20 protein-coding genes are annotated in these 19,529 nt (G+C 65.7%); 17 read left to right on the top strand and 3 right to left on the bottom strand.

The genetic code is table 11. The features are described from left to right. Positions 1-11: 11 nt before the first annotated feature. Entirely contained in the window at positions 12-1,982 is a 1,971-nt protein-coding gene (locus QX132_RS23335) for a glycosyltransferase (protein ID WP_316163000.1), read from the bottom strand. Beyond that, a complete protein-coding gene (locus QX132_RS23330; protein ID WP_315737414.1) occupies positions 1,982-3,187 on the bottom strand; it encodes an HlyD family secretion protein in 1,206 nt (401 codons plus the stop codon). The genes QX132_RS23335 and QX132_RS23330 overlap by 1 nt, the downstream gene beginning before the upstream one ends. A 518-nt stretch (positions 3,188-3,705) precedes the next feature. On the opposite strand from QX132_RS23330, the gene QX132_RS23325 reads away from it, so the two are divergent. Further along, a complete protein-coding gene (locus QX132_RS23325; protein WP_315737415.1) occupies positions 3,706-4,251 on the top strand; it encodes a hypothetical protein in 546 nt (181 codons plus the stop codon). Between the two features lie 22 nt (positions 4,252-4,273). Here the strand turns inward: QX132_RS23325 and pcaD are convergent, their stop codons facing one another. Continuing rightward, positions 4,274-5,056 (bottom strand): 3-oxoadipate enol-lactonase, encoded by a 783-nt coding sequence (gene pcaD / locus QX132_RS23320; protein WP_315776747.1) that lies wholly within the window; start codon positions 5,054-5,056, stop codon positions 4,274-4,276. A 231-nt stretch (positions 5,057-5,287) separates the two neighbouring features. Here pcaD and QX132_RS23315 point away from each other — a divergent pair, with 231 nt between their 5' ends. The 16 genes from QX132_RS23315 to QX132_RS23240 all read left to right on the top strand — a co-directional run bounded on the left by QX132_RS23315 (position 5,288) and on the right by QX132_RS23240 (position 19,519). Next, entirely contained in the window at positions 5,288-5,734 is a 447-nt protein-coding gene (locus QX132_RS23315; protein WP_315759237.1) for a carbon monoxide dehydrogenase subunit G, read from the top strand. 131 nt (positions 5,735-5,865) lie between these two features. Next, a complete protein-coding gene (locus tag QX132_RS23310; RefSeq protein ID WP_006612357.1) occupies positions 5,866-6,351 on the top strand; it encodes a (2Fe-2S)-binding protein in 486 nt (161 codons plus the stop codon). 48 nt (positions 6,352-6,399) lie between these two features. Further along, entirely contained in the window at positions 6,400-7,257 is an 858-nt protein-coding gene (locus QX132_RS23305) for a xanthine dehydrogenase family protein subunit M (protein WP_315714764.1), read from the top strand. A gap of 31 nt (positions 7,258-7,288) precedes the next feature. Next, positions 7,289-8,197, top strand: coding sequence for a MoxR family ATPase (locus QX132_RS23300; protein WP_315737420.1), 909 nt, complete (start codon positions 7,289-7,291; stop codon positions 8,195-8,197). Between the two features lie 171 nt (positions 8,198-8,368). Further along, on the top strand, positions 8,369-9,574 hold the full coding sequence (locus tag QX132_RS23295) for a VWA domain-containing protein (protein WP_316162999.1): 1,206 nt from the start codon (positions 8,369-8,371) through the stop codon (positions 9,572-9,574). A gap of 13 nt (positions 9,575-9,587) precedes the next feature. Then, on the top strand, positions 9,588-9,911 hold the full coding sequence (locus tag QX132_RS23290) for an XdhC family protein (protein WP_316162998.1): 324 nt from the start codon (positions 9,588-9,590) through the stop codon (positions 9,909-9,911). 3 nt (positions 9,912-9,914) lie between these two features. Further along, positions 9,915-10,616 carry an XdhC family protein gene (locus tag QX132_RS23285; protein WP_316162997.1) on the top strand — a complete coding sequence of 234 codons (702 nt, stop codon included), beginning with the start codon at positions 9,915-9,917 and terminating at the stop codon, positions 10,614-10,616. Beyond that, on the top strand, positions 10,613-12,217 hold the full coding sequence (locus QX132_RS23280; RefSeq protein ID WP_316162996.1) for a molybdopterin-binding/glycosyltransferase family 2 protein: 1,605 nt from the start codon (positions 10,613-10,615) through the stop codon (positions 12,215-12,217). The genes QX132_RS23285 and QX132_RS23280 overlap by 4 nt, the downstream gene beginning before the upstream one ends. A 183-nt stretch (positions 12,218-12,400) precedes the next feature. After that, positions 12,401-12,805 carry a DUF4189 domain-containing protein gene (locus tag QX132_RS23275; protein ID WP_315737425.1) on the top strand — a complete coding sequence of 135 codons (405 nt, stop codon included), beginning with the start codon at positions 12,401-12,403 and terminating at the stop codon, positions 12,803-12,805. A 102-nt stretch (positions 12,806-12,907) separates the two neighbouring features. Continuing rightward, positions 12,908-13,321: a DUF2000 family protein gene (locus QX132_RS23270; RefSeq protein ID WP_315737426.1), complete on the top strand. Its 414-nt coding sequence runs from the start codon at positions 12,908-12,910 to the stop codon at positions 13,319-13,321. 122 nt (positions 13,322-13,443) lie between these two features. Next, positions 13,444-14,469: an alcohol dehydrogenase AdhP gene (gene adhP, locus QX132_RS23265; protein ID WP_316162995.1), complete on the top strand. Its 1,026-nt coding sequence runs from the start codon at positions 13,444-13,446 to the stop codon at positions 14,467-14,469. Positions 14,470-14,566: 97 nt separating this feature from the next. Then, positions 14,567-15,847 (top strand): alpha-glucosidase/alpha-galactosidase, encoded by a 1,281-nt coding sequence (locus QX132_RS23260; protein ID WP_316162994.1) that lies wholly within the window; start codon positions 14,567-14,569, stop codon positions 15,845-15,847. Positions 15,848-15,967: 120 nt separating this feature from the next. Beyond that, positions 15,968-16,642 carry a TetR/AcrR family transcriptional regulator gene (locus QX132_RS23255; RefSeq protein WP_315776740.1) on the top strand — a complete coding sequence of 225 codons (675 nt, stop codon included), beginning with the start codon at positions 15,968-15,970 and terminating at the stop codon, positions 16,640-16,642. Beyond that, positions 16,639-17,430, top strand: a complete 792-nt coding sequence (locus tag QX132_RS23250; RefSeq protein WP_315737430.1) for an efflux RND transporter periplasmic adaptor subunit — start codon at positions 16,639-16,641, stop codon at positions 17,428-17,430. The genes QX132_RS23255 and QX132_RS23250 overlap by 4 nt, the downstream gene beginning before the upstream one ends. Continuing rightward, entirely contained in the window at positions 17,427-18,365 is a 939-nt protein-coding gene (locus QX132_RS23245; protein WP_315779827.1) for an ABC transporter ATP-binding protein, read from the top strand. The genes QX132_RS23250 and QX132_RS23245 overlap by 4 nt, the downstream gene beginning before the upstream one ends. Continuing rightward, positions 18,362-19,519, top strand: a complete 1,158-nt coding sequence (locus tag QX132_RS23240; RefSeq protein WP_316162993.1) for an ABC transporter permease — start codon at positions 18,362-18,364, stop codon at positions 19,517-19,519. The genes QX132_RS23245 and QX132_RS23240 overlap by 4 nt, the downstream gene beginning before the upstream one ends. The last annotated feature ends 10 nt before the right edge of the window (positions 19,520-19,529 follow it).

Here is a 19,529-nt window from a genome sequence, read left to right as displayed (position 1 = left end):
TCGTCTTCTCCTCAATCGGCCACGGCTCGCGCGAGTTCTTTCAGCATGCGGCCGAGATCGCCGCTGTCGGCGCCGGGCACTCCGCTCGCGGTGTGCAGCCGCTCGATGATCTGGGCGCGCTGCTGCGGCGTCACCGTAAATATGAGCCGGTAGCCGTCGTTGGTCGGCGCCGCGACCTTGGTCGGGATATCGCCGATCAGGGGCAAAGTGAGCGTGCCGATGGCGCCGGTCGCAAGGCCGACCGGACCGCTGACGCGTGCGCCGCCGGGGCCGAGATTGACGATCCAGCCGCGTTGCGGCTCGCCGTCGACCGTCAGGGTTATCGGCTCGACGATCTGGCGTTGCGGCCGGTTGTAGCGTGGACGGTCGATGCACACGGCGATCGCCACCGACAGGACCAGAATGTTGTAGATCGTCCAGAACATCACGACGATGACGCCGTCTCCCGCGGTCCCCGTGGTATTGAAGACAAAATCGGACGTCAGCGACACGATCATGCCACCGATCGTCAGCGCCATCAGGATCAGGAAGGGCCGCATCAGCGGCCATTGGACGATGATCTTGGCGCGATCGCCGCCCTTGGCGGTCACCGAGAATTTGTGCGGACCGGGGGAGAGCAGGCCGAGAGCGGCGGCGCGGAGCACGGGCCAGGCGGCGACGATCTGCGAGACATCGTTGACGATCGGTATGAACAGTCCCTTGGACAGCCAGTTCAGCGTGTACATGATCGAGAGATAATAGGGGCCGTAATACCGGATGATGTCGGCGATCGAGGCGTTCACCACCGTCACCCCGCCCCACCAGTAGAGCAGTGGACAGATCAGCGCGGCGAGGCGGAACGGATAGGTCGACGTCCAGTAAAGCAGCGAGTCGAGCACGCTGAGCCGGTGGAAGAAGTCGAGACCATGGGAGCCGAATGGATTGTAGACGTTGCGCACGATCTGCATGAGGCCGAGGCACCAGCGGCCGCGCTGCGTGACGTATTCCGCAAGGCCTTCCGGCGCCAATCCCTCCGACAACGCCTCGTTCAGGTAGACGGTCTGGTAGCCGTGCGCGGACAGGCGCAGCGTGAGCAGGAAATCCTCGGTGACGCTCTCGGTCGGCACGCCGCCGATCATCTCTACGGCGTAGACGCGGAATATCGAGGAGGTGCCGCAGCACATTGCGATGCCCCAGGCGTCGCGCGCCGGCTCGACGTTGTCGAAGAAGTGGCGCTGCTCGTCGGGATAGGACGCGCCGATGCCGAGATTGTGCTGGATCGGGTCCGGGTTGAAGAAGTGCTGGGGTGTCTGTACGAGGCCGACAGCCGGATCGTGGAACAACGCGAGCGTCCGCTCGACGAAGTCGAGATGAGGCACGAAGTCGGCGTCGAGAACGGCGACGAAATCCGGCCGGTCCGCATCCGCCGCGCGCAGCCGCAAGGCATTGTTGATGTTGCCGGCCTTGGCGTGCGACTTGTCGGTACGGGCGACATAGCCGATGCCGTGCTCGGTGCAGTAATCCCGGAGCCAGGCCCGGCTGCCGTCGTCGAGGACGAAGACGCGCAAAGCCGCATAAGTGATCGCCTTGGCGCCGACGATGGTTCGCTCCAGGACCTCGAGCTGCTCGTTGTAGGTGGTGATGAAGATGTCGACACGAGGCGGCGGCCTCGGAAGCCACCAGCCGGCATGGCGATCAGCCTCCGTCGTCCGCTCCTTGGTCCTGGTCAGGATCAGGAAGGCGAAGGACGACGAAACAACGGTGAGCGCTTCGAGAACGGCGAAGCCCCAGCTGAGGATCCCATCCGGCGTGAGGCCGGGCGGAGCAAGGGTCTCGGTGAAGCGCCAGGCGACATAGCGCCAGGCCAGCAGGATCGAGCCGCTGAGGAGCAGGGTCCGCCAGTACCATATCTTCGGGTCCAGGAGGGGCAACACCAGGACGCGCAGCCCTACGATGATCGCAACGACTGCGAACGCGGACAGGAATGGTGACAGCGTCGGCATCAGTAGCCGTACCGGGCGACGAAGCCGCGCAATGCCGCGATCGGTCCGCTGGTGAAGATCACCCGGCCGGTGCGCCCGATGGCGCAGGACAGATCCGGCTGCTTGGCGAGATCTGGCACCGCAACGGTGACGTCGAAGCGCTGCAAGTGCTGCGGCGTCGGGCCGACGGCGAGATTGGCGTAGAGTTGCGAGGCGCCCGAGCCGCCGAGACGTGTCACCGTCCCATCGAATATCCGGTCGTCTCCGAACAGACGGAACTGCACCGGGGCGCCGATCGACAGGCTGGCGTAGAGACTTTCGGGAACGCTCGCGGTCACCACGAGACTGTTGCAGTCCACCAGCTTGGCGAGATCCTGACCGCGACGGGCATATTCGCCGTCGTCGACGAGGAAATCCCAGGCCATGCCCGGGACGCGGGCCCTCAGCGTCGCCGAGGTCAGTCGGTTGATCCGGACGCGTTCGGCGTTGATCTGCTGCTCGTATTGGACCAGGCGGGATTGGATCTGCTGCTCGTCCACGGCAAGTTCGGCGAGGCGCAGGTCGAGCTCGTGAATGCGCTGCATCGAGAACGGCACGTCGTTGTAGGAGTCGCCTATGAAGACCCCCGATTGCGCGGAGCCGAGCTCGGTCTCGACATAGTTGGTGCGCTGTTTCGCGCTTTCCAAATCCTGCTTGGCGATATCGAGCGAGGCGCTGGCCTGGTCGAGGCCGGCGACCGTCTGGACCCCGCGTTCCTTCAGCTCGTTGGCCCGCGTGAAGGTGAGATCAGCGAGCTTCAGCCGGGCGGCCGCGGCATCCTCCGCCGCCTTGGCCTCGGCGATGCGTGCCGCGATCTGGCGGACGCGGCCGGTCTTGTAGTTGGCCGACTGGGCCGCGAAGGCGGCCCGCGCTTGCTCGAGCGCCGAACGCTGCGCCGGAACCCGCTTGAGCGCGATCTTCTGCTCGTCACGGTCGCGCTCGAGATTGAGCAGGCGCGTGGTGTCGAACCGGTCGTCGACGATCTCGGCCATGAGTTCCCCGGCGTTGACCCTGACGCCGATATGGCTCACCCCCAGCGTCACGCGGCCTTCGATCGGCGCGCGCACGACGTAAAGCCGGGCATTGACGGTCGCGTCGCCTGAAGTTCCGGCGAAATGCTCGCCGACCAGGATGTAGAGGCCGCCGGCCAGCAGGAGGATGCCGATGAAGATCCGAGCCAGTCTCATGCAGTACTCCCGCTCGGCGGCTGCCTGCCGCATCACGATCGAGCTGTGCGAAACGCAGCAATGCTCGTCTTAAGATAGTATGATATTGTCAAGCTACTTTGACGCTAGTCAAAAGCAACGATGGTGCGGCGCACATAATTGCGGTGCAGCGGCCATCGACGCGATCGGACTGCCGGCGCATCGATCGTGACCCCGATGCAGGCGTCGGTTACGGCGATCATTCAGCGGAGCAGCCGCATCGCGGTGCTGAAGACGAAGCGGGCGCGCAATGTCGGATGCGATGCAGATGTTCGAGGAGGCGTTGATGGCCGGGAAGGCCGCCGTCACGCGGGAAGTCGAGGCCTGATCGGCGAGGTCATCGGCACGGCCTCTTGGACGGTGACCGTTAGTGGATCGCGCCCGTCGCCACCCTGTTAAGGTAAACGAATGGTTTAAATTGCCGGGCGCGTTTGCCGCGCGTTAGCTCGTCTGGAAATCGGTCGGGCGGGCGGTTTGTGGGATGGAAAGGTGGGCGTGACATGATCAAGGATTGCGTGATCAGGAATTGGCGGCTCAGTTGCGTCAACGGTGTGCTGCTGGCGCTCTATTTCGTGCCCGCCTGGACCATCATCGCGTTTCAGATCATGGTGTCGCCGATCCAGGGGCTGTTCGCGCGGCCCAATATTGCGGTGGCCTTGTTCATCAGCGACTACCTGCAGCTGTCGGGCATCGAGACGGTCCGCGCCGCCTGGCTGCTTGCGCTGGCGCGACTGACGGTCGCAGGCTTCTTCGCGATGTTTCTGGTCCTGATCCTGGTTCCGCGGGTGCGAAAGGTGGCCGGCTATGTCGAGGCGCTGTCGATCGGGCTCGCTTTCGGCAGCATGCTCGCCTTCTTCAGCATGATCATGGCCGCCAAATTCGGGGAGCCCCAGGCACTGCGTCTGCATGCCACGGAACTCCTGATGCTGCTCGGCACGGCCATCGTCATGCTGGTGGAGAAGCCGTCGACGCAAGCCTCGCCGTCCTCCGCATCCGCTCCGCCGAAGATGGGGCCCACGGCGACGCCGGCGCCGCAGCAGGCGTAACGCCCTGATCCATCGCGGTGCGTCAGCGCTGGGTCAGAAAGCCCAGCACGGCATCGTTGAACTGGCCCGCCGCTTCGACATTCGAGATGTGCGCGGCATCGACGATGGTCATGCTGGCGCCGGGGATCCGGCTGCGGATCGCTTCCGCCATCGCGATCGGCGTCGACTTGTCGTAGCGGCCGGCCACGACGAGGGTTGGGCTTTTGATGGCCGGCAGGTCCTCGCGCAGGTCCAGCGCCCGCAGTGCTTTGCAGCAAGCAAGATAGCCCTCGACCGGGGTGGCCACGAGCATTGCCTTCATCCGGTCGGCAACGTCGGGATTGTGATCACGAAACTCCTGAGTCAGCCAGCCGGCGATGACCGTGTCGGCGATTCCAGCGAGTCCGCTGTCCTCGACCGCCTTGATGCGGGCGTCCCAGATTGCCGGATCGGGGTAGTAGCAGGTGGTGTTGGCGAGCACGAGCTTGCCTACACGTTCAGGAGCGTGGGCCGCGAGCCACTGCCCGACCATGCCGCCCATCGACACGCCGCACCAGTGCACCTTCTCGATGTTGAGGTCATCGAGAATCGCCAGCGCATCGCGGCCGAATCGCTCGATCGAGTAGGGCCCGGGCGGCACTTGCGACTTGCCATGACCGCGCCGGTCATAGCGGATCACGCGGAACACCTGCGTGAAGGCGCGCATCTGCGGCTCCCACATCTGCAGCGTCGAGCCGAGCGAGTTCGAGAGCATCAGGGTCGGTCCGCCGTCGCGGCCCTCGACGGTGACATTCAACAGACAGCCGTCGGCATCGATCATCGGCATGGGCGGAATCCTTGTCGCAGGCGGCCGCGCCGCCAGAGGAATCGTGCAGATTCGATGGCGAACTAACCACCCCCACCGCCGTCTGCCAATCAAAACTCAACGGCGGCGAGATCCGGAATGCTGCGGTGCTCCGGCTTTTCTGCAACGCTTCCGGTCGCTGCTCGCCCTTCCTTTTGGACGTTCGGTGCTTTACTTGAATGCCTCTAACCGCGCCAATCGGGGGAGATGCACATGGCAATGACGATGACGGGCGAGGTCCAGCTGGCCGCTCCGCGAGAGCAGGTCTGGGCCAAGCTGAACGATCCGGAGGTGCTCAAGGCCTGCATTCCCGGCTGCGAGGAACTGGAGAAGACCGAGGATGGTGGCTTCCGTGCCGTCGCCAAGATGAAGGTCGGACCGGTCTCCGCGCGCTTCAAGGGCAAGGTCACCTTGAGCGATCTCGATCCGCCGAACGGCTACAAGATCTCCGGCGAAGGTGAGGGCGGCGTCGCGGGATTCGCCAAGGGCGGTGCGGTCGTTGCGCTGGCGGACAAGGACGGTGGCACGCTGTTGACCTACAATGTCGAGGCACAGATCGGCGGCAAGCTGGCGCAGCTCGGCCAGCGGCTGATCAACGGCACCGCCAAGAAACTCGCCGACGAATTCTTCGCCAACTTCGCCAAGGCCGTTCAAGGCTGACCGCAACCGACCCATGCGCGGCCGGGGGCGAGGTTGCCCGCCGCCGGGAGCGCCCATATGATGGTTTTCGACTGATTTTGCTGGGCTGCGCTGCAGTGCAACGCTGTCGCGCGGATAATAGAGAGTCCTGAATGGCCAAGATTTCCATGATTGTGAACGGTAATCCCGTCACGGCGAACGTCGACCCGCGGACGCTGCTGGTGCAGTTCTTGCGCGAGAATCTGCGCCTCACCGGCACACATGTCGGCTGCGACACGTCGCAATGCGGCGCCTGCGTCGTCCATCTCGATGGCAAGGCGGTCAAATCCTGCACGACATTGGCCGTGATGGCCGATGGTCATGAGGTCAGGACGATCGAGGGGCTCGCCGCCGACGGCGCGCCGCTGCATCCGATGCAGGAAGCGTTTCGCGAACACCATGGCCTGCAATGCGGCTTCTGCACGCCCGGCATGATCATGACCGCGGTCGATCTCGTCCATCGCAAGGGACATGAGCTCAGCGAAGAGACCATCCGCGAGGAGCTGGAAGGCAATCTCTGCCGCTGCACCGGCTATCAGAACATCGTGCAATCGATCGCCGCCGGCGCGAAGGCGATGGCCAAATCGGACCTCGCCTAAACGTCTGACCTCGCCCCAGTCGGCCCGCTGCGCACAGGACATTTCCCCATGTACGAATTCAAATATCATCGGCCGGCGACCGTGCGCCAGGCCGCCAATCTCCTCACCAAGAACGAAGACGCCAAGCTGGTCGCCGGCGGCCACACGCTGGTGCCGGTCATGAAGCAGCGGCTCGCGAGCCCGCCGCATCTGGTCGATCTCTCCCATGTCGAGGGGCTCGATACGATCGAGGTGAAAGGCCGCAACCTGGTGATCGGCGCGATGGCGCGTCATGCCGACGTCGCCAACTCCGCAACGGTCGGCGAGGCCATTCCGGCGCTCGCACATCTGGCGAGCCTGATCGGCGATCCCGCGGTGCGCCATCGCGGCACCATCGGCGGCTCGATTGCCAACAACGATCCGACCGCGGACTATCCGGCAGCATGCCTCGCGCTCGGCGCCACCATCGTCACCAACAAGCGCAAGCTGAAGGCCGAGGAGTTCTTCCTCGGGCTGTTCACGACCGCGCTGGAGCCGGACGAGATCATCACCAAGGTGAGCTTTCCGCTGGCGAAGAAGGCCGCTTACGTGAAGTTCCGCAACCAGGCCTCGCGCTATGCGCTGGTCGGCGTGTTCGTCGCCCGTCGTCCCTCGGACGTGCGCGTCGCCGTGACCGGCGCCGGCGGCAATGGCGTGTTCCGCGTCACTGCTTTCGAGGAAGCGCTGCAGAAGCGTTTCTCGCCGAAGGTGCTGGAGGGAATTCCGGTCTCGGCCGAAGGCCTCAACAGCGACATTCACGGCAGCGCCGAATATCGCGCCCATCTGATCGGTGTGCTGGCGCGCCGCGCGGTGGATGCGGCCAATGCCGGCGCCAAGGCCTCAACCGCATCGGAGGGAGCCGCCGAACCGGAGGCTCCGGCTTCGTGACGGACGCGTGAGGAAGGAAGCGGTCTCGCCCATGAGTGCTCCGGCCCTGCCAGCATCGGTCGACGCGATGCTCGAATTGTTGTCCTCGCGCGGCTATCTGGCCGAGCGATCGCTGGCGACGGTGACCTATCTGTCGCTGCGGATGGGCCGGCCGCTGTTCCTCGAGGGCGAGGCCGGCGTCGGCAAGACCGAGATCGCCAAGGTCTTGTCGGCCGCGCTCGGCCGCAAGCTGATCCGGCTGCAGTGCTACGAGGGTCTCGACGTCGCCTCCGCCGTCTACGAATGGAATTCAGCGGCGCAGATGATCGCGATCCGGCTGGCGGAAGCGGGCGGCGAGGTCGACCGCGATCAATTGACGTCGGACATCTTCGCCGACCGCTATCTGATCAAGCGCCCGCTGCTGCAGGCGCTGGAGCCGGATGTCGCAGGCGCGCCGGTTCTTCTCATTGACGAGCTCGACCGCGCGGACGAGGCGTTCGAAGCCTATCTGCTGGAGATACTCTCCGACTTCCAGGTCACGATCCCGGAGTTCGGCACCGTCAAGGCGCCGCATCCGCCGATCGTCATCATCACCTCGAACAGGACTCGCGAGATCCATGACGCGCTGAAGCGGCGCTGCCTGTATCACTGGGTCGATTATCCCTCCGCCGAGCGCGAGCTCGCCATCGTCAAGACCCGGCTGCCCGGCATCTCGCAGCGGCTGTCGCAGCAGATCGTGCGCTTCGTGCAGGCGCTGCGTGACCAGGACTTCTACAAGTCGCCAGGGGTCGCCGAGACCTTGGACTGGGCCACGGCGTTGACCGAGCTCGATGCGCGTTCGCTGAATGCCGAGGTCGTCGGCGACACGCTGGGCGCGCTGTTGAAGTATCAGGACGACATCGCCCGCATGCAGGGGGATGCGTTGCAGAAGGCGATCAAGGACGCGACCAGCGAGACTTGAGCCGCGGTCGCGCCACAGCGAAGGTCGTCATTCCGGGATGCGTGCGCAGCACGCAGGCCCGGAATCCATAACCACGACCGTGAGTATGGATTCCGGGCTCAGCCCTTTGGGTTGCCCCGGAATGATGAACTCAGTTTGAGGCACGTCCCGGAATGACGAGGGGATAGACCGATGCCCACGCCCATCAATCACCTCGCGCCGCCGACCGGCGGCATCGCCGACAACATCGCGGGCTTCGCGCGGGCGCTACGCGCCGCCGGCCTTCCGGTCGGTCCGGGTGCTGTCATCGATGCCATGACCGCGCTCGAGGTGATCGACATCGGCAAGCGCGCGGACGTCTTCACCACGCTCGAATCGATCTTCGTCAAGCGCCACGAGCATGCCCTGATCTTTTCCCAGGCCTTCGACCTGTTCTTCCGCCCCGCCGAGGAGTGGAAGTCGATGCTCGATTCGGTGCCGTTGCCGGACCACGCCAAGAAGAAGCCGCCGCCGGCCTCGCGCCGGGTGCAGGAGGCGATGTCGCAGCCGCAGATGCACGAGGAGCCGAAGGCGCAGGAGCAGGACCTGCGGCTCGCGGTGTCCGACCGCGAGGTGCTGCAGAAGAAGGACTTTGCGCAGATGAGCGCGGCGGAGATCGCCGAGGTCGCACGCGCCATCGCCAAGATGCGGCTGCCGCAGGCCGAGCTGAAAACGCGCCGCCACACCGCGGACCCGCGCGGCCACCGCATCGACATGCGCAAGACGCTGCGCCAGGCGCTTCGCACCGAAGGCGAGATCATCAACTTCCATCGCCTGGGGAGAATTGAGAAGCCGGCGCCGATCGTGGCGCTGCTCGACATCTCCGGCTCGATGAGCGAGTACACCCGCCTGTTCTTGCATTTCCTGCACGCCATCACCGACGCCCGCAAGCGCGTCTCGGTGTTCCTGTTCGGCACCCGCCTGACCAACGTGACACGGGCGCTGCGCCAGCGCGATCCCGACGAGGCGCTGGCGAGCTGCTCGGCCAATGTCGAGGACTGGGCCGGCGGCACGCGGATCGCGACCTCGCTGCAGACCTTCAACAAGCAGTGGGCGCGCCGCGTGCTCGGGCAGGGCGCGATCGTGCTCTTGATTTCCGACGGGCTGGAGCGCGAGGCCGACAGCAAGCTCGCCTTCGAGATGGACCGGTTGCACCGCTCCTGCCGGCGGCTGATCTGGCTCAATCCGCTGCTGCGCTATTCCGGCTTCGAGGCGAAGGCGCAGGGTATCAAAACCATGCTGCCCCACGTTGACGAATTCCGCCCGGTACATAACTTGACCTCGATCGGGACGCTGATCTCGGCGCTGTCGTCGCCGCTGCCGCCGCATCAGCGCAGCGCGATCCGGCCCGCCGCCTGAGAAGGAGATTTCCATGCTCAACCGCGACGAAGACATCCTCAAGGCCGCCGAGGACTGGCACAAGTCCGGCCACGGCGTCGCGCTCGCCACCGTGGTCGAGACCTGGGGCTCGGCGCCGCGCCCGGTCGGGTCCAACCTCGTGATCAACGACGAGGGCACGTTCTTAGGGTCCGTGTCCGGCGGCTGCGTGGAGGGCGCTGTTGTCACCGAGGCGCTGGACGTGATCTCCAGCGGTCAGCCCAGGATGCTGGAGTTTGGTGTCGCCGACGAGACCGCCTGGAACGTCGGGCTGTCCTGCGGCGGCACCATCCGTGTGTTCGTCGAGAAGGTGGGCTGACCGATGCAATTGGGAACACTGGCCGAGCTCAATGCCGAGCGCGCCGCGCGCCGCCCGGCCATTCTCGTCACCGACGTCGCCTCCGGCGAGCAGCGTCTGGTCAAGGCCGCCGACATCGCCGCCGATCCCTTGCGCAACGAGCTCGCAATGCAACTGCGGATGGGCAAGAGCGGCATGGTCGAGGTGGGCGGCAAGCGGTTGTTCCTCAACGTCTACGCGCCGACGGCGCGGCTCGTCATCATCGGCGCGGTCCATATCAGCCAGGCGCTGGCACCGATCGCCAAGTCGCTCGGCTATGACGTCACCGTCGTCGATCCGCGCACGGCCTTCGCCAGCCCCGAGCGCTTCCCCGACGTGCCGCTGATCGCCGAATGGCCCGACGTGGCCCTGCCGCCGCTCAACGTCGATCGCTACACGGCCTTTGTCGCGCTGACGCATGATCCGAAGATCGACGATCCGGCGCTGTTGCACGCGTTCTCGCGCGACTGCTTCTATATCGGCGCGCTCGGCTCACGGAAGACGCATGCCAAGCGCGGCGACCGCCTGCGCGCCCAAGGCGCCAGCGACGCCGACATCGCCCGCATCCATGCGCCGATCGGGCTCGCAATCGGCGCGGTGTCGCCGTCGGAGATCGCGGTCTCGATCATGGCCGAGATCACCGCCACGTTGCGGCTGCCGGCCAAGGAGAAAGAGCAGGCGGCATGAAGTTCGGTCCTGCCAGTCCGACTGAAGCGATCGGCGGGGTGACCGTGCACACCCTGCGCAAGGGATCGTTGGTGCTGAAGAAGGGCACGCTGATCGGTCCCGCCGAGGTCGAGGCGCTGGCCCGAGAGGGCGTCAAGGAGATCGTGGTCGTCCGGCTCGAGGCGGGCGATGTCTCGGAGGACGAGGCGGCTGCCGACGTCGCGAAGGTCGTCGCAGGCAAAGGCATTCACGTCGATCGCGCCTTCACCGGTCGCGCCAATCTGTTCGCGGCGCAGGCCGGCGTGCTGATGATCGACCGCGCCGCCGTCGAGCGCATCAACGGAGTCGACGAGGCCATCACCTTTGCGACCTTGCCGGCCTTCAAGCCGGTGGTCGAAGGCGAGATGGTCGGCACCGTCAAGCTGATCCCGTTCGGCGTCGAAGGCCGTCTGCGCGATGCCGCCGTCGCTGCGGCGGGCAGGGGCGCGCTCAGCATCGCCTCCTATGTGATCAAGCGCGTCGGCGTCGTCTCGACGCTTCTGCCTGGGCTCGCACCCAAGGTCATCGACAAGACGCTGCGCGTCACCGCAGAGCGGCTCGCGCCGGCCGGCGCCACCATCATCGCGGAGCGCCGCGTGCCGCACGAGCAGGCCGCGCTGGCCGCTGCGATCAGGGAGCTGTTGGCGCTGGGCGCCGAGCTCGTCATCGTGTTCGGCGCGTCCGCGATCGCCGACCGCCGCGACGTCATTCCCGCCGCGATCACCGGCATCGGCGGTGAGATCGAGCATTTCGGTATGCCGGTGGATCCCGGCAATCTGCTCTTGATCGGTAGCGCCGCCGGTGTGCCGGTGCTCGGCGCCCCCGGTTGCGCCCGTTCGCCGGCGGAGAACGGTTTCGACTGGGTGCTGATGCGGCTGCTCGCCGGCATCAAGGTCACCCGCGCCGAGCTCACGGCCATGGGCGTGGGCGGACTCCTCATGGAGATCGTGACACGGCCGCAGCCGCGCGCCAAGCCGGAGGCCGAGGGCGAACGCAAGGTCGCCGCGGTCGTGCTGGCTGCGGGACGCTCGACCCGCATGGGAGGGCCGAACAAGCTGCTGGCCGAGCTCGACGGCAAGAAGCTGGTGCGCATCGTGACCGAGCAGGCGCTGGCCTCCAAGGCCGGTGAGGTCATCGTCGTCACCGGTCATCAGGCCGAGCTGGTCGAGCAGGCGCTGTCCGACTTGAACGTTCGCTTCGTCCGCAATCCCGACTTCGCCGGTGGGCTTGCCAGCTCGGTGAAGGCCGGCATCGCCGCGGTGCCTGACGGCGTCGATGGCGCGGTCGTGTGCCTGGGCGACATGCCGATGGTGTCCTCGGATCTGCTCGACCGTCTGATCGGCGCGTTCGCGCCCGATCGCGGCAATTTGATCGTCGTGCCCGTGTCCGAGGGACGCCGCGGCAACCCGGTGCTGTGGTCACGCCGCTTCTTCGCCGAGCTGATGACGCTGGACGGTGACGTCGGCGCGCGGCACCTGATCGCCAAGCATACCGAGGCCGTCGCCGAGGTGCCGGTCGACGGCAACAGCGCCTTCCTCGACATCGACACGCCGCAGGCGCTGGAAGCCGCCCGGCGCGGCTGAGCCAGCGTAGCCCGCATGAGCGTATGCGACATGCGGGGACAGTCTCTCTCCACGGATGCAGCGCCCCCGCATATCGCTGCGCTCATGCGGGCTACGGACCTCGCCCGCCCTCAACCTCCCATTCACCAAGTTTCAACGACCCCCGGCTAGATTTGCCGGCATTGGGCCTCGGGGGAGGAAAAAGTGATCGCTTCGACTGCTGCGCGCCGTGTCGCGCTGTTTGCATTTGGATTGACCGTTCTCGTCGGCGTTGCGCGCATCGCGAGCTACGGCGCCATCAGCCCGGCGCATGCAGCCGGCGCGTTCGCCATTGGCCGGTGCGCCGCCTATGGCCAGGCGTTCGACTATCCGGCGGAGCATCTCGCCAAGGCTGCGGCGCTCAAGCAGTGCAAGGGCGACTGCACCGCGGTGACGATGAAGAAGGCCTGCGCCGCGTTCGCGGTCGATCTCACCAATCCCTGCGGCGCCCACGGCTATGCTGTTCGGCCGACGATCTCGACCACGCTCAACGAGGCGACCCGGGAATGCTACAAATATGGCGGCAAGGAATGTGTCATCCGCGCCTGGGTGTGCGACGCCAAGGGCTGATCTGAGCCTGATGTCTCTCGTCCGCGCTTTCATTTCGATGCTTCACCTCGAGAGCGGCTCGGCTATTCTGAGCGTTCGATGACATCGAACTCTGGAAATGGCATGCAATTCGACACCAAGATCGCGCTGATCATTCGCAACGATCTCGAAGCCTGGCAGAAGCTGAACGTCGCGGCGTTTCTTTCCAGCGGCATCGCCGCTGCATTTCCCGAATGCATCGGCGCGCCTTATGAGGACGGCTCGGCAACCCTGTATCACGCGTTGATCGGGCAGCCGATCCTGATCTACGGCGCGCCGGATCGTGCAGCGTTGGCGCGTGCTCTGGATCGCGCGCTGTCGCGCAGCGTGAAGCCGGCGCTCTACACCGAGGACATGTTCAAGACCACGCATGACGAGGCCAACCGTGATGCCGTGAAGGCGGTGGCGCGCGCCGATCTCAATCTGGTGGGATTGGCGTTTCGCGCGGAGCGCAAGCTGGTCGACAAGGTCGTCGACGGACTCAAATTTCACGCCTGACAGCCACGGGCACATTGCGCGGTCATCAAACTGTTACTTCATGCAGCGGCGCGGCTTGATGCCGATCAAGACCGGAATACGCCGACGTCGTTAGTTTGCGCCGCGACATGAGGAGCAGACAGATGCAGACCATGAAAGCCGCCGTCGTCAAAGCCTTTGGCAAGCCGCTGGTCATCGAGGACGTTCCGATTCCTGCGCCGGGGCCGGGCGAGCTTCTGGTCAGGGTGAAGGCGTGCGGCGTCTGCCACACCGACCTTCATGCCGCCTCCGGCGATTGGCCGGTGAAGCCGGTGCCGCCGTTCATCCCCGGTCACGAGGCGGCCGGCATCGTCGCCGCGCTCGGGCCCGGCGTCACCGACTTCAAGGTCGGCGATGCCGTCGGCGTGGCGTGGCTGCACGATGCCTGCCTGCGCTGCGAATATTGCGAGACCGGGTGGGAGACCTTGTGCGAGCACCAGCACAACACCGGCTACAGCGTGAACGGCGGCTTCGCGGAATACGTGATCGCATCCGCGGCGTTCGCCGCGCGCCTGCCGGCCAATGTGGACTTCGCCAAGATCGCCCCGATCCTCTGCGCCGGCGTCACGACCTACAAGGGGTTGAAGGAGACCGACACGCGGCCGGGCGAGTGGGTGGTGGTCTCCGGCGTCGGCGGCCTCGGTCATGTCGCAATCCAGTATGCGAAGGCGATGGGGCTGAAGGCGGTCGGTCTCGACATCGCCGAGGACAAGCTGAAACTTGCGCTGGAGGCCGGCGCCGAGCACGCCGTCAACGCGCTCGACAAGGATGCGGTGGAGCGGGTGATCGCAATCACCGGCGGCGGCGCGCATGGCGTGCTGGTCACCGCGGTGTCGACGTCGGCTTTCGCCCAAGCGCTGCACATGGTCCGCCGCAAGGGGACGGTCAGCCTGGTCGGCTTGCCGCCGGGCGAATTCCCGACGCCGATCTTCGATGTCGTGCTGAAGCGCATCACCGTGCGCGGCTCGATCGTCGGCACCCGGCGTGATCTCGACGAAGCCATCGCGTTCGCCGCAGACGGCAAGGTGACGGCCGAGGTGACCACGGCGCCATTGTCGGAGATCAACACCGTCTTCGACCGCATGAAGGCCGGCAAGATCGACGGTCGCGTGGTGCTCGACTTCGGCTGATCAGCAAGACCGATTGACGCGCCGCCGTGCCGAACATTGGGGCGGCGGTTTGATCTGGATCAGGAATGGGGACGCGCGGCGCTGGCACAAATTGTTCATGGCAGCCGTCACCAAGATCGTCTTCCTCGGCGCGAGCAGCGCGTCCTTTGGACTCAGCGTGTTCCGGGACCTGTTTTCGACGCATGATCTCGCGGGTTCTACGCTCGTGCTGGTCGGCCGCGACCCGACCCGGCTGGCCCGGTCGGGAGCACTGGCCCGGCTGCTCAACGACCTCTCCGGCGCCGGCCTTAAGATCGAGGCGACCACGGATTGGCGCGCGGCGCTCGACGGCGCCGGCTTCGTGATCCATGCCACCGCGATCGACCGCAACCGCCTGTGGAAGCTCGATTTCGAGGTGCCGCGCAAATACGGCATCCGTCACACGCTGGGCGAGAATGGCGGGCCGGGCGCATTGTTCTTCACGCTGCGCACCTTGCCGGTCGTATTCGACTTCGTGCGCGAGATGGAGCGGCGCTGTCCGGACGCGCTGCTCATCAACTTCTCCAATCCCGAGAGCCGCATCATCCTCGCGCTGGGGCTTCACAGCCGCCTCGCGCATATCGGCCTGTGCCACGGCATCTTCATCGCGCGCAGCCAGGTGGCTTCCATTCTGGGACTGGCCGAGGAGCGCGTGGAGGTGTGGGGTGCCGGCCTCAACCATTTCCAATGTCTCATGCAGATCCGGGATCGCGACACCGGGGCCGATCTCTATCCACTGCTCCGCGAAAAGGCTGGGAGCCACGACCCCAAGGTCGCGCCGCTGACGCGGGCGCTGTTGCGCGACTTCGGCTTCTGGCTGGGCTGCGGCGACAGCCATGTCGGCGAGTATCTCGCCTATGGCTGGGAAGCGGGCGAGAGCGGGTACGACTTCGCGTGGGACGAGGCGGAGCGGGCCAAGCTGATCCGGCAGATCGACGAGGTCCTGGCGGGTAGGGCCGGCATGCCGGACTGGTGGCGAATGCCCTCCGGAGAGCGCGCGGTCACCGTGATCGGCTCGGTGTTGCACGATCGGAAGCAGGTCATCGAATCCGGCGTCGTTCTGAACCGTCACGTCATTCCCAACCTGGCTGCCGAGGCCGCCGTCGAAGTGCCCGTTGTCGCGGATCGCGTTGGTATCCATCCGGTGTCGCTGGGCCCGCTTCCAGATGCCGTCGCCAAGCTGATGTCGGTCCAGGTTCAGGTCCAGCAGCTGGCGGTGCAGGCGGCCATGACTGCCTCCAAGGATCTCGCGCTGCAGGCGCTGCTCATCGATCCCGTGGTCAACTCGGCCGCCGCTGCGCGCCAGATCGTGGACGAGCTCTGGGAGATCAATCGGCCTTACATCAGATCCTGCGCGTGATCGCGGCCGGCGTCGTCTGACGGGGGCCGCGCGCTGTCGGGTACGACCTCCTGACGCGGGCCGAGACCGGCCTCTGCGAGGCCTCTTTACATTGACTGACCAGTCAGTCATAATTGTTCGATGTCGAAACCTTCGAAATTGTCCGAGCGCAGAGTTCAGGCCGTCAAGACAGCGGACGCGGGAGCTGCCACGTCGCGCCGGGCGGATCGCTCCGCCGAGCGCCGCGCGGCGATCGTGCAAGCGGCGATGGACGAGTTCATTGCCCGCGGTTTCGCGGCGACCCGGCTGGACGACATCGCCAAGCGGGCCGGCGTGGCCAAGGGCACGATCTATCTGCATTTCAAGGACAAGGAATCGATGTTCGAGGAATTGATCCGGACCGCGATCGTGCCCTTCGTCGGCCGTCTTGCCGCGCCGCCGCCGGCCGGCGGCTCGGTGCGCGACATGGTCGAGGGGTTGGCGCGGATGTTCCTCCAGGAGGTCGCCGGCACGCGGCGCGGTGATCTCGTGCGGCTCATCATTTCAGAGGGGCCCCGTTTTCCCGCGATTGCCGACTTCTACTACCGCGAGGTCGTTTCCCGTGGTCTCGCGGCCATGCGCGCCCTGATCCAGATCGGGATCGTCAGCGGTGAGATCCGCGAGCCCAAGCTGGTGCAACATCCGCAACTGATGATCGCGCCGATGATGGTTGCGGTGCTATGGAAGAGCCTGTTCGAACGACATGCGCCGCTCGACGCCGAAGCGATGCTGCAGACCCATCTCGATCTGATCTTTGGCGCGAGGAGGCCGACATGAGCCTGCTGCACTGCCTTGCCGTGCTGGTCACGGCCTTCACGTTCAACGGCTGCAAGGAGACGCGCGATCCCGGCTATCAAGGCTGGGTCGAGGCCGACATGATCTTCGTCAGCCCGGACGAAGCGGGTCGGATCACGAAGCTGAACGTGCATGAGGGCGACGTGGTCAAGGTCGGCGATCCGCTCTATTCGGTCGACGACGATCTGCAGCAGGCCGATCTCAACCAGACCAAGGCGACGCTGGCCAATGCGCAGCAGACCTATGACCGCGCCGCGGCCCTGAGCAAGACGGGCGCGGGGACGCAGGCGACGCTCGACTCCGCCGTTTCGGCGCTGCGCGTCGCCGAGGCCCATCTCGTGACCTCGCAGACGCGGCTGGCACGGCGCAAGGGCGTGGCGCCGGTCGCGGGCACCATCCAGCAGATCTACTTCCGCGAGGGCGAGATGGTCGCGGCGCAACGGCCGGTGCTGTCGATCATGCCGCCGGGCAACATGAAGCTGCGCTTCTACGTGCCCGAGCCTGATCTGCCGAAACTCGCGATCGGTGACGAGGTCCGCGTCACCTGCGACAATTGCGCTGATGACCTGACGGCACGCGTCTATTTCCTCGCGACCTCGGCGGAGTACACGCCGCCGGTGATCTACAGCCTCGATGAGCGCAACAAGCTCGTCTATTTGATCCAGGCGCGGCCGTCGCGGCCGGATGCACTGCGCGTCGGCCAACCCGTCAGCATCTATCCGCGTTCCAAAACGCCTGATCCGAAGACCCCGGTGGCGGACAAGCAATGAACGGAACGGGTCCCGCCGAGATCGCGATCGACGTCCAGGGATTGACCAAATCCTTCGACGGCCGCGAGGTCGTGCATGATCTGTCGATGCAAGTGAAGCGCGGCTCGATCTACGGCTTTCTCGGCCCGAACGGCTCGGGCAAGACCACGACCATCCGGATGCTGTGCGGCCTGCTGACACCCGACGGAGGCGAGGGCACCTGCCTCGGCTTCGACATCCGCCGCGATGCCGACAAGATCAAGCGCCTGGTCGGCTACATGACGCAGCGCTTCAGCCTCTATCAGGACCTGTCGGTGCGGGAGAACCTCGAATTCGTCGCGCGCCTCTACGGCATGCCCGATCCGCGCCAGGCCGCGCGCGACATGGTGCAGCGGCTCGGGCTTGCCGGCCGCGAGCGGCAGCTCGCCGGCGAGTTGTCGGGCGGCTGGAAGCAGCGGCTGGCGCTCGGGGCCTGCACCCTGCCGAACCCGCAATTGCTGCTGCTCGACGAGCCTACCGCCGGCGTCGATCCCAAGGCGCGGCGCGATTTCTGGAACGAGATCCACGCGCTCGCCGGCGAAGGGCTGACCGTGCTCGTCTCGACCCACTACATGGACGAGGCCGAGCGCTGCCACGAGATCGCCTACATCGCCTATGGTCATCTGCTGGCGCACGGCACGGTCTCCGAGGTGATCGCGCAATCGGCGCTTACCACATACACGGTGAGCGGCGATGATCTGCGCGAACTCGCGGCTGATCTCACCGGCAAGCCGGGTGTCGACATGGTGGCGCCGTTCGGCACCAGCCTGCACGTGTCCGGCCGCGACCGCAACGCGCTGGACGCCGCGATCGCGTCCTGGCGCAACAAGGCTGATCTGCATTGGCAGCCCGCCGAGCCCTCGCTCGAGGACGTCTTCATCGACCTGATGAACCGCTCACGGGACAACTTCCAATGAGCGACGCGGCCGTCCACCAGGCATCTCCCGAGTCCCGCTTCGGCTTCTGGCGGCGCACCTACGCGATGCTGGTCAAGGAGTTCATCCAGCTCAAGCGCGACCGGGTCTCGTTTGCGATGATCGTGATGATCCCGGTGATGCAACTGATGCTGTTCGGCTACGCGATCAACACCACGCCGCATCATCTGCCGGCGGCGGTGCTGCTGCAGGAGGACAGCGATCTCGGACGCTCGATCCTAAAGGCGATGGAGAACACCGCCTATTTCCGCTTCACCCGGGAAGTCACGAGCGTCGCCGAGTTCGACGATCTCTTGCTGTCCGGCAAGGTCCTGTTCGGCGTCGAGATCCCGCGCGGCTTCGAGCGCGCGGTCCGCCGCGGCGACCGGCCGGCCTTGCTCGTTGCGGCCGACGCGACCGATCCGGTCGCAGCATCCTCGGCACTGTCCTCGCTCGGCATGATCGTGCAGACCGCGCTCGCGCACGATCTCTACACCGGCAATCCCGTCACGACGCCGTTCGAGATCAGGGCCCACGCGCGCTACAACCCGGCGGCCTCGTCGCGGCTCAACATCGTGCCGGGCCTCGTCGGCACCATCCTGACCATGACCATGCTGATCTTCACCGCGCTCTCGGTGACGCGCGAGATCGAGCGCGGCACGATGGAGAGCCTGCTGTCGATGCCGATCAAGCCGGTCGAGGTCATGCTCGGCAAGATCATCCCCTATGTGATGGTCGGCTTCCTGCAGGCGACGATCATCATCGGCATCGGCGTCCTGCTGTTCGGCGTTCCGATCATGGGCAACCTGCTGCTGTTGGCGCTGCTGTCGACGCTATTCATCGCGACCAACCTCTCGATCGGCTACACCTTCTCGACCCTGGCGCAGAATCAGCTGCAGGCGATGCAGCTGTCGATGATGTTCTTCCTGCCGAGCATCCTGTTGTCCGGATTCATGTTTCCCTTTCTCGGCATGCCGCAATGGGCGCAAGTGCTCGGTGAATGCCTGCCGCTGACGCACTATCTGCGCATCGTCCGTGCTATCATGCTCAAGGGCTCGACGCTCCAGAACCTGCAGCATGATACGATCGCCCTGTTCGGCCTCATGTTGTTCGCCATGACGGTCGCTGTCCTGCGCTTCCGCCGCACCCTCGATTGAGGCACAATGG

Source organism: Bradyrhizobium sp. SZCCHNRI20481 (genome assembly GCF_032485055.1).
Taxonomy (GTDB): domain Bacteria; phylum Pseudomonadota; class Alphaproteobacteria; order Rhizobiales; family Xanthobacteraceae; genus Bradyrhizobium.
The sequence above is the reverse complement of the archived record's forward strand: the minus strand, read 5'-3'. Positions and strand labels throughout refer to the sequence as shown.

Excerpts from the sequence above, each read along its gene's own strand:
- QX132_RS23260 (WP_316162994.1), top strand. The coding sequence starts at position 14,567 with ATGGCAGCCGTCACCAAGATCGTCTTCCTCGGCGCGAGCAGCGCGTCC.
- QX132_RS23255 (WP_315776740.1), top strand. The coding sequence starts at position 15,968 with ATGTCGAAACCTTCGAAATTGTCCGAGCGCAGAGTTCAGGCCGTCAAG.
- QX132_RS23250 (WP_315737430.1), top strand. The coding sequence starts at position 16,639 with ATGAGCCTGCTGCACTGCCTTGCCGTGCTGGTCACGGCCTTCACGTTC.
- adhP (WP_316162995.1), top strand. The coding sequence starts at position 13,444 with ATGCAGACCATGAAAGCCGCCGTCGTCAAAGCCTTTGGCAAGCCGCTG.
- QX132_RS23330 (WP_315737414.1), bottom strand. The coding sequence starts at position 3,187 with ATGAGACTGGCTCGGATCTTCATCGGCATCCTCCTGCTGGCCGGCGGC.
- QX132_RS23335 (WP_316163000.1), bottom strand. The coding sequence starts at position 1,982 with ATGCCGACGCTGTCACCATTCCTGTCCGCGTTCGCAGTCGTTGCGATC.
- QX132_RS23305 (WP_315714764.1), top strand. The coding sequence starts at position 6,400 with ATGTACGAATTCAAATATCATCGGCCGGCGACCGTGCGCCAGGCCGCC.
- QX132_RS23270 (WP_315737426.1), top strand. The coding sequence starts at position 12,908 with ATGCAATTCGACACCAAGATCGCGCTGATCATTCGCAACGATCTCGAA.
- QX132_RS23240 (WP_316162993.1), top strand. The coding sequence starts at position 18,362 with ATGAGCGACGCGGCCGTCCACCAGGCATCTCCCGAGTCCCGCTTCGGC.
- QX132_RS23310 (WP_006612357.1), top strand. The coding sequence starts at position 5,866 with ATGGCCAAGATTTCCATGATTGTGAACGGTAATCCCGTCACGGCGAAC.
- QX132_RS23325 (WP_315737415.1), top strand. The coding sequence starts at position 3,706 with ATGATCAAGGATTGCGTGATCAGGAATTGGCGGCTCAGTTGCGTCAAC.
- QX132_RS23315 (WP_315759237.1), top strand. The coding sequence starts at position 5,288 with ATGGCAATGACGATGACGGGCGAGGTCCAGCTGGCCGCTCCGCGAGAG.
- QX132_RS23280 (WP_316162996.1), top strand. The coding sequence starts at position 10,613 with ATGAAGTTCGGTCCTGCCAGTCCGACTGAAGCGATCGGCGGGGTGACC.
- QX132_RS23290 (WP_316162998.1), top strand. The coding sequence starts at position 9,588 with ATGCTCAACCGCGACGAAGACATCCTCAAGGCCGCCGAGGACTGGCAC.
- QX132_RS23295 (WP_316162999.1), top strand. The coding sequence starts at position 8,369 with ATGCCCACGCCCATCAATCACCTCGCGCCGCCGACCGGCGGCATCGCC.
- pcaD (WP_315776747.1), bottom strand. The coding sequence starts at position 5,056 with ATGCCGATGATCGATGCCGACGGCTGTCTGTTGAATGTCACCGTCGAG.
- QX132_RS23300 (WP_315737420.1), top strand. The coding sequence starts at position 7,289 with ATGAGTGCTCCGGCCCTGCCAGCATCGGTCGACGCGATGCTCGAATTG.
- QX132_RS23245 (WP_315779827.1), top strand. The coding sequence starts at position 17,427 with ATGAACGGAACGGGTCCCGCCGAGATCGCGATCGACGTCCAGGGATTG.
- QX132_RS23285 (WP_316162997.1), top strand. The coding sequence starts at position 9,915 with ATGCAATTGGGAACACTGGCCGAGCTCAATGCCGAGCGCGCCGCGCGC.